A 12,532-nucleotide genomic window follows, 5' to 3' on the forward strand; every position below is an offset into this window, starting at 1 on the left:
GGGAGCATGGATCGCCGTGAAAATGCTCCAGCGTCTTGATGGTTTTCCTTCCGAGTGATTGCCGGTTTTGCGGATCCGAAAGACGGGCGATTGGCTTTTTCAGCTATTAAACTGCTTTGACCTTGAACGCGCCGGGCATAGGTGGGTGGCAACAGTGGTTCTGCACTTGCGCACCCAATCGCGTCGAGGGCTGAACGACATACGTGGTCGCGTCTGCCCACCCATGTCGTCCTGCTTCGCAAATGTTTGCCGGATGGCCAAGTCCCCCATCCATGCCGCGATTCCAGTCCTTCCTTTCACTTCAACTCGCTTCGACCCAACATGCTTCGATTCTCAGTTGCTCTGACCATCGCTCTTGTCACCACTTCCTGTTTCCCTGCGGTGGCCTTTGCGCAAAAGAACAAGAAGAACAACGCCAAGGACGAGTTGAAACTGGAGGACCTCTTCCCTGAAAAGAGTCTCTTTGGCCCCTCCGCCCGACGACCAGAATTTTCTGCCGACGGACGCTACGCCGCCTACCTATATCGCCCCTTCAATGAACGCCGGCATGGCAATGACCTTTGGGTGTATGACTTCGAGAAAAGAAAAACGAAGCGGATCACCGACATCGGGATGATGTCCGAGTTCCAGCGATCATCGCGGATTGTGATCGAAGACCGCCTGAAGAAGCACAAGGATGACTCGGATGAGGACGACGAGAAGTCAGACAAACTAACTGGCTCCGACAAAGAGGAAGGTGAAACGAACGACGACGGTGAGGATGCCGAAGAGGACGAAGCTGAAAAGACGGAAGAGGAACTGCAGGCAGAGCGGGAGATCTATTTGAACGTGTCGGACAAAGACGCCGACGACGAATACGCCCCGGTCTACTCTGGGATCGCTTCGTTTCAATGGCACCCGACGGAGAACCGCTTGCTGCTGATTTCCGAGGGGGATGTTTACCTCATCAAGGATCTCGAAAGCCCAGAACCTGTTCGCCTGACCAAAACCGACGAGCGCGAGTCACAAGTCGCCTTTCTGCCGGACGGTTCCGGCTACACCGTGCGGCGCGACAACGCGGTCCTACGGTTCACCTTCGGCGAACACCTCGTCGAACAACTCAGCCCAAAATTGCCCTCGGGCGAGAATCTAAGTCGCTACGAGATCAGCCCAGACGGCAAACGCATGGTCCTGGTCAGCCGAACGAAAGACTCATCCGCTGGCCGCACCGTGGACATCATTCGCTATCGCGATCGATTTGCCAAATCGGACCGTGTTTCGCGAACGGTTTCCGACGACGAAGTCAAACCGCAAACCATCAAGGTTTACCTGTTCGAGTTCGACGTCGCGGAAACCGAGCAGGCCGATTTGATTCAAATCTTCGAAGAGACCATCGACGAACCACGGGACATCATCAGTTCGCCCCATTGGTCGCTGGACAACGAACAAGTGACGTTCTGTTTCTTTGACCAAGAGAACGCGGAAGTTCAGATCCTGCTCTCGAAGTGGCCCTCGGGTGAAGAGCTGGCCGCGGCGACCAAGAATGCGAAACGCGAACGCCAAAAAGAATTCCAGAAGGACATGTCCGAAGCCAAGAAGAAGGACAAAGAAGACCGGACCCCTGGTCGTCGAGGCCCCCGCGGCGGTTCCACTGCCGCACCAGAACGACTGAAGATCGAAGCGAAGACGGTTTACCTGTTCAAGCACTACGGCGGCCCCAACACGCCATCGATGGTTTCTCCCGATTTCGCGGGCGACAACCAGTCGATCGTGTTCATCAGCGAACAGAGCGGTTTCCGCCATGTCCATCTTCTCGATCCGCTCTATGAAAGCGTTCGACAATTGACCAGCGGACGCTATGAGGTTTATCCGATTCGACTGTCCGATGATCACACCCAACTGTTCGTCACAGCATCCAAAGAATCGGCGGCCCAGCAAATGGTTTACGTGCTGGATCTCGAAGACGGCGAGCTGACACGCCTCAATAAGAAGGATGGCAACTTCACCGACGTTGCGATTAGCAATGACGGGAAACGGATGATCGGAAACCACGTCACCTATGGTGAGTTGACCGAACTGATCGCCCAGAACGAAAAGAAAAAGGTCACCCGAATCACGGACTCGCATCCTGAGAAGACGAAGTCGCTGATCGCGGTCGAGCCGGAATTCTTTGATTACGAGAACCGACACGGACACACCATCTCCGGCATGATGTTTAAACCGAAGGGATGGAAAAAGCGTGACAAACACCCGCTGCTGATCTATGTCTATGGCGGCCCTCTCGGCAATCGTCACAGCGTCCACGACGGCAGCTACAGCCCCGACGGATACTTTTTCCAAATGTACATGGCCCAGAAGCACGGTTATGTCACGATTGTCGTGGATCCCCGTGGACAATCCGGCTACGGCGGACTGTTTGAGAAATCAAACTACGAACAAGTTGGCAAGCCACAGGTCGAGGATCTCGTCGACGGCGTCAGATTCATGACCGAGAATTTCAACATCGACGACCAGCGAGTTGCCATCTATGGCTGGAGTTTCGGCGGTTTTCAGACCCAAATGTGCCTGTACACCGAGCCCGATGTGTTCCAAGTCGGCATGGCCGGTGCCGGACCAACGCAGTGGGAAAACTACAACTCCTGGTACACAACCGGCACGGTCGGCCCGTCACGAAAAGGCACACCGGACCAAGAGAAATATTCTTTGGTGCCGCTGGCGAAAAATCTGGAGGGCAAGCTCCTGTTGGTTCACGGCATGGAAGACACCAACGTTCTCTTCCAAGACACCATGGCGGTCTACCGGGCACTGCTGAAGGCTGGCAAGGAAACCAACGTCGAGTTGTTCTTGGACCCAACCGGCGGCCACGGTCTCGGCGGCGATGTCAAACGACTGGGCCGCATGCGGAAGTACGAAGAGTTCCTTCTTCGAACGATCGGCTCTGGCGAGAGCGACTGAATCGAGCGAAGCCTAGATAGCGTAGAACATTTGTCCCCAAATGTTTGCGTTGCTGCGTGGATTCGTCGAAGAGCGAGACGCGGATGGTTGGCAGGCGGACTTGGTGAAGCAACGGGGCTTGGCGGGGGAGAATTGCCCGGCGGAACAGTTGGGGACAACTGTTCGACTCTGATGCCGTGGATTGCCTGATTTACGCTTCGCCCACGAGCGAAGCTCGGAAAGAGTAGAACATTTGTCCCCAAATGTTTGCGTGGCTGCGTGGATTCGTCGAAGAGCGAGACGCGGACGGTTGACAGGCGGACTTGGTGAAGCAACGGGCTCAGCGGTGGAGAATTGCTTTCGGGGCCTAGGAGTGTTGAGGTTTCGATGCTGCGGTCGGTGAGTTTGGACAACGTTTTTGCTGGTGACACATTGTGACTGACGGCGTTGACGAAGCGGGTTGTGAGGCTTGGGGTTCCTGAGGGACGGTTGGCGTGGTGAAAGAGTGAGCGAGGTTGGGGACTGGTGAATTTGTGTTGGAGTTTAAGGCGTTTTGTTGCGCATGTGCCCCTCTCCCCCGACCCCTCTCCCCGAAGCGGGGCGAGGGGAGCCAGTGTGTTTTCAAGGTGAAGTCTGGGTGTGGGTGTGTTCGATTGCGATGGCGGCGTCCAAGTTGCCTCGATCGTCGTGGGCGTCATGCGAGGTTCGGTGCAAAGAATGGCTAACCGTGCCGTGTTTCTACATCGTTGCTCGCGGGCTAGACGCTGCTGCTCGATCCAACCGTTACGGCTCGGTGAACCTATCTGGCAGATGAAGAGCGACGAGAAGTGTCCGGTAGCTTGGCCACTTTTGGCCGAGAGCCTTGTAAGGTTGTCGTGATTGTTCCGTGACGCGCATCGGGGACGGGCAGGAGTGCCCATCCTACGAGTGCAGTTCGATGGAAAAGGCTTGGGGTGCGGGGACGGACGACGCATCATGGTTGAATGCGTGCGAACTGCAGCAACTCAAACCATCAAGCGTTCATTCTGCCGTGGGAATCAAGAGCGATTCGGTGGTTTGGAGTTCGGGGCCGCCGCCTCGGTTGCCGCTTCCGGAGGCGGTGTAAAGAGTGTCGCCGATGGGGACGAGGCCGGTGCCGTGACGGCCTTGGTTCATCGAGGGCCATTGGGACCACCGCTTCGTCGCGGGATCGTAGACTTCCACCTCGGCGTGGGCGGATTTTTGCTCGCCACTTTCACCACATCCAACGACCAACAAACCGTCGACCGCGACGGTGCTGTTTCCGGCACGCAGCGTGGGCAGTCGGGGACATTCTTCCTCGGGGAGCCATTGGCCGGTTGCGAAATCATAGACATCAATGACGGCAATTGTTTGTGAGAACACCGCGTTATCACGCTGTGAGGTGACACGACCTCCCGCGGCAAACAACCGATCGCCGATGATGGCGGCTTGGAAGTGATCTCGAGCGTGCGGTGCGTCGGCCAAAACTTCCCACCGCCCCGTCTTGGGATCGTATCGATCGAACCAGGGTTGGCACCCATCGACGTGCCCATTGGTGATGCCGCCAATCAAGTAAATCCAACCATCGCGATACACTGCCCCGGCACCCCCGCGTCGACGTGTTTCTGGGATAGAGTGCACGAATTCAAAGCGGTCTTCGTTGGGGTGGTAAACCACGACTTTCTCAAGCGGCGTTTCCCTGGGATAACGACCGGTCATGGCACCCATCAAGTAAATCGCATCGTCAACCGCAACGCCTTGGAAGTGGTGCAGTTCCATCGGCGTTTCCGACTTCCGCGTCCAAGAGTTGTCGCTCGGATCAAACACATCGACCGGGTTGATGCGGCGTCCGCCCAACAAATAGACCTTGTTGCCGAAACCAACCAACGCCGCTTCATGACGAGCCGTCGGAAATCCATTCGTCTCAACGTTCTGCCAGCCATCACTCGCCGAATCTTCGTTCGGTCGAGCCTCGCTTTGTGCGAAGACCGTCGGCTGTGTGGAAAGAATGAAAAGCGAGACGAAGACGGGAGCGACGAAACAAGAGTGCCGGCGGAGAATCATGGTGAGGAGCTTGTTGAATGGATGATGGCAGGAGGCGTCGTTCACTCCGTGTGAGTGACGGTAGAGCGAATTTCGCCCGAGGACACGCGTGTTCGAAGTTGGTCGCCAATTTGAATGTCGTCGGCTGATCGCACGACCTCACCCTTCTCATTTTGGGTGACGCTGTAGCCGCGAGCGAGCACGGCGAGTGGCGAAAGAGCCGATTGGGCAGCGGCGACCGTTGCGAGTCTTGCTTGGGCCACCTCCAATCGTCGACGGATGGCGGTCAGTCCACGTTCGTCCCAATCATCAATTTCGCGGCTGCGATCGTGAACCAGTTCGAACGGGTTTTGAAACACGGGACGAGATTCCCAAGACTGCAACCGCATCCGGTCGGACTCGATCCGTCGAAACAGACCGGTGGTCATTCGCAGACGCAAGTTATCCAAGGCGGCCGCCATCGCGTCACGGTCGGGCAACACTCGAGACGCAGCATCCGTGGGAGTGAGCGCTCGCACATCGGCGACCAAATCCGCGAGGGTCACGTCGATCTCGTGCCCGACCGCGGACACCGTCGGGATCCGCGAAGCCGCGATGGCTCGCACCAAGGCTTCTTCGTTGAACGACCACAGATCTTCCAACGAACCTCCGCCGCGAGACACGATCAACACGTCGGGTCGCGGCTGGAGACGATGAGCCGCTCGCATGCCGTCGATGATCGATTCGACGCTGCCGGGGCCTTGGACGCTGGCGGGAATCAAGACAATCTCGACACCCGCATGACGCTGCGCGGCGGCTTGCAAGAAGTCTTGTATCGCGGCTCCGGTGGGGCTGGTCACGATCGCGATTTTTCGTGGCACGCGCGGCAGCAACCGTTTGCGATCTGGATCGAACAGCCCTTCTGCGTCGAGTTTGGCCTGCAATTGGGCAAACGCGATCTGAAGGGCTCCCATGCCTTGCGGTTGACATTTCCGCACGACGATTTGGTAGGAGCCTCGCGCGGCGTAGACCTCCACGTTTCCCATGCAGAGCACGCTCTGACCGTCATCCAGCTCAAACGGCAGACGCTCGGCAACACTGCGCCACATCACGCCCCGAATCTGCGCGTGGTCGTCCTTGAGCGTGAAGTAGAGGTGTCCGCTGCGAGGGCGTGCGATGTCCGTGATTTCACCGGCGACCCAAACGGATGAGAACCCCGTCTCCACCGTCGACTTGATTTGTCGCGTCAACTCGGTGATCGAAAGTGCATCGTCGCTGGAGGAAGCGGCACGTTTCTTTCGAACGGTCTTTTTCTTCTTGGCCGGAGCAGGCTCGTCGTCCGAATCAAACAACGAGAATTGCATGTTGTCGCTCATGAGCCGGAGCGGCTTTTTCGCGAACGTCGTCGCCGGCCTCGTTTGGCAAAGCGATTTCGAACATCCGCCACGGCCTGCAAGAACACGTCGACTTCTTCCATGGTGTTGTACAAGTAGCAACTTGCACGTGACGTTGCGGTCACATTGAGGGCATGGTGAAGCGGCATGGTGCAGTGGTGACCGGCCCGAACGGCGACGCCCCGGCTGTCTAAAAACTGCGAAACATCGTGAGCGTGAATGCCTTCGACGGTGAAACTGTTGATGCCGCCTTTGTGTTCCGGTGTGGGGCCGATGACACGAACGCCGTCGATGTCACGCAAGCCCGCATCGGCCTTGGCACCGAGAGCACGTTCGTGCTGATGAATGTTTTCCAGTCCAACGGATTGCAAGTATTCAACCGCGGCACCGAGGCCGATGGCTTCGACAATGGGAGGCGTGCCGGCTTCGAACTTTTCAGGCAAGGCGTGGGTGGTGAAGCCTTCCGTGGTGACCGTTTGGATCATGCCACCTCCGCCCAGGAACGGAGGCATTTGGTCCAACAGGTCTTCACGTCCCCAGAGGACTCCAATTCCGGTGGGGCCGCACACTTTGTGGCCGCTGAACACAAGGAAGTCCGCGTCCCACTGCGTCACATCGATCGGTGCGTGCGGTGCGGCCTGTGCGGCGTCGATCAGAACGGTTGCACCGGCGTCATGAGCCATCGTGGTCCAACGTTGCACGGGATATTCCGTGCCCAACGTGTTACTGGCGGCACCGAAAGCAAACAGTTTCGGTTGGTGGTTTTGCAGAGCGGATGCCACCGCGTCATCCGTGATCAAATAATCATCGTCGAGAGAAATGAACTCGACCTTGCACCCAGTACGCTCGGCCAGTTGGTGCCAGGGAACGATGTTGGCGTGGTGCTCGCTGATCAGCAGCAAAATGACATCGCCCGCCGATAGATTCTGATCGCCCCAAGTTCTCGCGACGGTGTTGATTGCCGCCGTCGTTCCCGCGGTGAAGATGACTTCGTGCGTGGAGGTGGCGCAGAGAAAATCGGCGACTTGTTGCCGAGCTTTTTCGTAGGCCTCGGTCGACGCTTCGCTGAGCGCATGAATGCCGCGATGGACATTGCTGTAATATTCGCGATAGCACGTGTTCATCGCATCCAGCACGCAATTGGGATGCTGGGTGCTGGCAGCGTTGTCCAGATAGATCAGCGGTTGACCACTGGGCGTGCGTGTTTGCAAGACGGGAAAGTCGGCTCGGATTTTCGCAACGTCCAACGGAGGATTGGAAACCGATTGCGTCACTGTTCTTCCCCAAGTGAAGGTCCGCCCGGAGCAGCCGTTTCACCGTCCTCGTTCAGGGGCGAGTGCAAAGCGGTCTGCAGAATCTTCCACGACAGCAAGCAACATTTTTGACGGTTGGGAGTCAGCTTGGGACCAAAAAGTTCCAGCATCTGTTCCGCCGTGAAGGCTTTGACTTCGTCGATCGTTTTGCCTTCCATTTCCTCGATCAGCATCGAAGCCGACGCTTGGCTGATCACGCATCCTTCGCCTTCGAACCACGCTTCCGAAACCTTGTTCTTATCGTCCAAACGCAGCGTGATGACAATGCTGTCGCCGCACAGCGGGTTTTTGCCCTGGTGCATGTGGCTGGCGTTTTCCAAGGTGCCACGATGATACGGATCTTCGTAGTGATCCAGCACGTGCTCTTCGTAGATGTCCTGCTCGTTCGGCATGTTCAATGCTTTGCGTGTTTCAGTTGTTCGTATGCTCCGCCGACGCCGTCGCGAGATCGGGAACGGTGTGCTGCACGAGGCAGACTCCGGTTCGATGCAAAATGGCTCGCGAAATGCCGTCGGTTTCTATTTAACTCTATGCGAGTTGTCAAAAAAGGGAAGCGGGCACCACCGAGCGTTTTGTCGCAGTTTCGCGGCAAAACGACCGTTTTGCGGGCGATTCGCTAGCGACAGCAAAGTTGACCGTTGGTGGCACCCGTGGCTCGCCCGGAGCGAATGAATTGCGACAACTGGTCAAAGACCCGTTCGAGGTTTTCCCATTGCTGGTTGGCCTCAATTTCCCAACTGTGTCCCCAAAGGTGGAAAACGCCGCCGGATCGTTCCGTGGCTTCCAGCATCATTTCCGCCAGCGTCGGCCAGTCGCTCAATCGAGCATCCGTCGAGGCTTGATGAACGCCACGCCAATTGCCGCGTTTCAGAGCATTCCGAAAGTAGGCTTTCCGCCCGTGAGGGTGGGACTGAACCGAAGTCGGCAGGCACGCCAATTCCCATCCCGCGTCGCCGCGAGCGTAGTCACCACGAACACGAAATTTGGGGCGGTCGCAACGCAACAATTCAACCGTGCGATATCCCTTGTATCCATGACGAGCGATCGCGTTGACATGTTCACGCTGGAATTTGCCCAGCGGCGGGCAAAACATTTGGCACTCTTTGCCCGTCACGTCCGCGATCCAGAGTTTGCTGTCGCGGATTTGCCGTTCCGCCGGGACATCGGGCAGCGACGTGAGGGCTTGGTGCGTCAGGGTGTGAGCACCGATTTCAAACTGTTCACTGAGTTCGCGAATTTGTTGTTCTGTGATCGTTTCCAACTGCGACGATTGTGGAATGTAGAACGTCGCCGGTAGGTCATATTGGTTCAGCAGTTCCGCCAAACGGAAATCCAGTGGATGCCCATCATCCCAACTGGTCGTGATCGTGAACGACGCTTTCCGCTGGTCGGATTCGGAAGAAGAAGGCTGCATCGATCGAGACGTCTAAGACGTTGGGTCGGTGGAAAGCGACGTCTTCGCATTGACGGTGGCTGACGCTTTGCCAGGGGAGGTTGGGGGGCCGCTGGAAGCCTGTGTGCGATTGGAAGATGTTCCTGCCAGTGGTGCCTTTGTATCCGATGACGCATCGATTCGTCGACGGTGAAGTGCGTCCTCGGTGACTTCCGGGGGCAGCAACGTCGCGTCGCCTTTGGTGAGCGCAGCGGCCGCTCGGTTTCGCATCGCCGGGGTTTCGGCAGCACGTCGTCGGACGCGGTTGCCCAAGGCCTCGTGGTACAGACGAATCAACCATTCATAGTTTGAATCCGCGGAATACTTGTCCTCGTATTCTTGTCGAGCCACCTCGCGCATGGCGATGCTCTGCTCCGCTTCGATCACAAAACGATCGACCACATCCGCCAAACTTTTCGCGTTGCCGCTTTCAAACGTGGCACCAACCAAACTATGAACCAATTCAGCTTGTCCGCCCTGGTTGGCCGTGATGACTGGGGTTCCTGACGCGAATGCTTCCACAACGACTCGGCCGAACGACTCCGCACAGTGAGAAGGCAGAATCAACACCGCGGCGTCGGCCATGGCGCGATACACCGATTCTTGATCCAAGCGACCCAAGTACTCAATGTTCTCAGGCAGCGACTTCATCATCCCGATCATCGGACCGTCGCCGATCAACTTCAACGGGAGTGGCTGGCTGAGTTGTTGCCACGCATCCAGCAGGATGTTCAAACCCTTTTCTTCGCTCAACCGCCCCACAAACAACGCGTAACCGCCGTCGCCTTGACCCGGTTCCAGATGAGCTTCCACGAAGTGCGGCTTCACCTCGATCGGCGGCATGGGATAAGACGAAGCTTCGTAACGTTGTTTGACGAAGTGGGTGGGCGCGATCGCCAGGTCAAGGAACCGCTGATAAGTCTTGCGGTTTCGATGCAGCCAATTGTTCAATGCGACGACCGCCGAAGCCATGCGGCTATCGTGAAAGCAACCATGGCGAATGGCGGGAAGATTGAACCGAGATGCGACGCATTGCTCGCATGGTTGTCCGGCGCGAAAACAGACGGCTCGCGGACAAAGAAGCCGCGAATTGTGAAGCGTCAAAACCGTGGCGGTGCCGCTCTCATGAGCCGCACGAATGGCCGACGCGGAGATCGCCGGAAACGTGTTGTGAAAATGGACCAGTTCACTGCCGTGATCCTGGATCGCTCGGACCAAGTCGCGTGCAACGACGCGGTTCCAAATGGTGGCTTGCGCGTTCGACAATGCACTGCCGCCCGACAAAGAATCGTTTTGCCGAGTGAAGCGGACGACGTCGTGCCCGCGTTGCTGCAGCAATTCTGTTTCTGCATCAAATACAACGTCTTCGCCGCCGCGCTGTCGGTAGTAGCTGTGGACGGCAAGAATTCGCATGGCGAGGAGCGACGCCGGGAATCAGCGATCGAGCAACGAGAGAGCGGGAAACAAAAGGACGCGAGTCGTGGTGATCGTTTCGTAACAGCCCGCCGATCGGTCCGTGAAGTTGGCAGGTTGGGTTAGCGAGGCAACGCCGTCAACCCACCTGAATTATCCGCATGAGGCTGATTGGGGGACTCGTTCGGTTCGCCACTGCCATCGTCGATCGTCGGATTCTGTTCGCGGGCCGGTTCCGGTTCAGGTGGTTTGTCGAAACCACGCGGTTCACCAGCATGAAGGACGTCCGATTTTCGGTAATGTCCGTGCCCAGGATCGGTCCGCCGACGAGTGGGGGGATTCCGCTGAGCATCGATATCATCCGTCTTGGCGGGCCAAAGCAATCCGCGAAGTAGGGCTTGGACGATTCCGAATCCGAACGCAACGGCGGCCGCCAAGATAAGCAGAATCGATCGTTTGGGTTTGACCTTTTTCAGACCCAGCGAAGGTTCCTGCACGACCGCGATTTCGCTGACGGCACCCGATGATAACTGGTCAATCAGACGAGCGTTGTCACGGTTCTCTGCCGTCCGCATGTACTCCGACTCGGCAAGCTGCGTTTCCCAAGTCAGCTCGGCCAGCTCCACTTCGTCGCGGTTCAGGTCCGCGAGTTCTTTGCGTAGAGTCATCGCCTGCGACTGCAAATTTTCGCGTTTGGATTCCAGGCCCGAAAGCTGAGTGTTGGTTTGTTGCAGCGAGAGCTCCAACGCCTGCCGCACCGGATTGGTGGCTTCGGTCGTTTGGGGCCGTTCGCCTTGTTCGGCTTGGGCGATTTCTGTCGCGGCGGCGAGTTGCTCACGAAGCACTTTGAGCTTCGGGTGATCTTCGCTCAACTTCAGCGACTGCTCTTTGTATCGCACCTCCAAATCGTAGAGGGCTTGTCGCATGCCATCGCCCGTCGCTTTGGGGATCCCGCGAATGGTTTGTGTTTGAAGCGTTTCGGGTTGCTCGGCGATCTGGTTGACCAACTGATCACGCTCCGACTTGGTCGATGCCAATTGATGTTCCACATCCACCAAGTTGCTTTCAACTTGGCTGATCAACGACCTCAGTGCCGCCTGCGCGGATCCAATGTCGATGATGCCGCGTTCGGTTTTGGCTTCGCGAAGTTTCTCTTTGGCGGTGACGGCTCGCGCGTAGGCGCGGTCGGTTTGTTCTTCGAAGAACTTCAGCGAGCCGGAAGAACTGTGAGCCATCGCGTGGTGTTCACGGTATATCCTGATCAACGATTCCAGCAGATCGCGTGACAGAAACGGATCCTCGGTGCGAACTTCCAAGTCAATCGTGTAAGCGTCCTTGGCCATGAACAAACCGAGCGAATCTTGAAACGCCTTGATTGCCATCTCTTCCGCAATCTGGGTCTCGACCTCTTCCGCACTTAGATCTCCCATCGCTTTCGGCGCACCGCCTGGTAAATGCGAGGTGAGGTCTTCGATGGTCTGCGACAGCAAGCTGTGTGGTTCCAGGATTCGCTGCACGCCCACATCACGAACGACTTTCTGTGCGATGGCACGAGACTGCAACATTTCGCGGACACTATTAACCTGCGATGCGCGGCTGTCTTGCAGCGACACCGTCGGCGACAGGGTGGCGGTTGGATCCATCGATACCGCACCGCGGCCCAAGCGGATCAGAACTTGTCCGTAAGAATCAAATTTGGCCGGAATGAGGAAAACACCGACCACGAACAGAGGCAACAGGAAGATCGTCCACAGAATGACCGACCAGCGATGGCGCAGAATTGCGTTCCAAAGATCGGCCAACCTCAGAGGGCGAAAATGATCGGCTTCGGCGAAGGAGCGTTCATTCATGTCGCGGGACGAAATCGAAAACGGGTGACGGGCGAAACGACGAAGGTGACACTTGGACGAAGGACCAACGTCACTGCATCCAGCCAAGATGGATTCACCCCCGTCGAATCCGGTTTTCTCAGTCTAGTCGCAACGCCCGGAAACGAGAGGGGTTCCGATCGCCGGGGCAAGAAAAACGCTGCGAAACCGTGGTGG

The 12,532-nt window shown here is 57.2% G+C and carries 8 protein-coding genes; 1 reads left to right on the top strand and 7 read right to left on the bottom strand.

Annotated features, from left to right (window positions below):
• The first annotated feature begins 321 nt into the window (after positions 1-321).
• Entirely contained in the window at positions 322-2,934 is a 2,613-nt protein-coding gene (locus tag LOC70_RS22970) for a S9 family peptidase (RefSeq protein ID WP_230256394.1), read from the top strand.
• 999 nt (positions 2,935-3,933) lie between these two features.
• Here LOC70_RS22970 and LOC70_RS22975 read toward each other — a convergent pair.
• From LOC70_RS22975 to LOC70_RS23005, 7 genes are all read right to left on the bottom strand, one after another.
• Positions 3,934-4,977: a Kelch repeat-containing protein gene (locus tag LOC70_RS22975; RefSeq protein WP_230256395.1), complete on the bottom strand. Its 1,044-nt coding sequence runs from the start codon at positions 4,975-4,977 to the stop codon at positions 3,934-3,936.
• 41 nt (positions 4,978-5,018) lie between these two features.
• A complete protein-coding gene (xseA, locus tag LOC70_RS22980; RefSeq protein WP_230256396.1) occupies positions 5,019-6,311 on the bottom strand; it encodes an exodeoxyribonuclease VII large subunit in 1,293 nt (430 codons plus the stop codon).
• Positions 6,308-7,603: an aminotransferase class V-fold PLP-dependent enzyme gene (locus LOC70_RS22985; RefSeq protein ID WP_230256397.1), complete on the bottom strand. Its 1,296-nt coding sequence runs from the start codon at positions 7,601-7,603 to the stop codon at positions 6,308-6,310. Before LOC70_RS22985 ends, xseA begins: the two co-directional genes overlap by 4 nt.
• Complete coding sequence (gene sufU, locus LOC70_RS22990; protein ID WP_230256398.1) at positions 7,600-8,034, bottom strand: Fe-S cluster assembly sulfur transfer protein SufU; 435 nt, start codon at positions 8,032-8,034, stop codon at positions 7,600-7,602. Before sufU ends, LOC70_RS22985 begins: the two co-directional genes overlap by 4 nt.
• A 224-nt stretch (positions 8,035-8,258) precedes the next feature.
• Positions 8,259-9,056, bottom strand: coding sequence for a polysaccharide deacetylase family protein (locus LOC70_RS22995; RefSeq protein WP_230256399.1), 798 nt, complete (start codon positions 9,054-9,056; stop codon positions 8,259-8,261).
• A 12-nt stretch (positions 9,057-9,068) separates the two neighbouring features.
• Positions 9,069-10,487 carry a glycosyltransferase family 4 protein gene (locus tag LOC70_RS23000; protein WP_230256400.1) on the bottom strand — a complete coding sequence of 473 codons (1,419 nt, stop codon included), beginning with the start codon at positions 10,485-10,487 and terminating at the stop codon, positions 9,069-9,071.
• A 122-nt stretch (positions 10,488-10,609) separates the two neighbouring features.
• Positions 10,610-12,337, bottom strand: a complete 1,728-nt coding sequence (locus tag LOC70_RS23005; protein ID WP_230256401.1) for a GumC family protein — start codon at positions 12,335-12,337, stop codon at positions 10,610-10,612.
• Positions 12,338-12,532 lie beyond the last annotated feature (195 nt).

It is taken from the genome of Rhodopirellula halodulae (assembly GCF_020966775.1).
Taxonomy (GTDB): Bacteria; Planctomycetota; Planctomycetia; order Pirellulales; family Pirellulaceae; genus Rhodopirellula; species Rhodopirellula halodulae.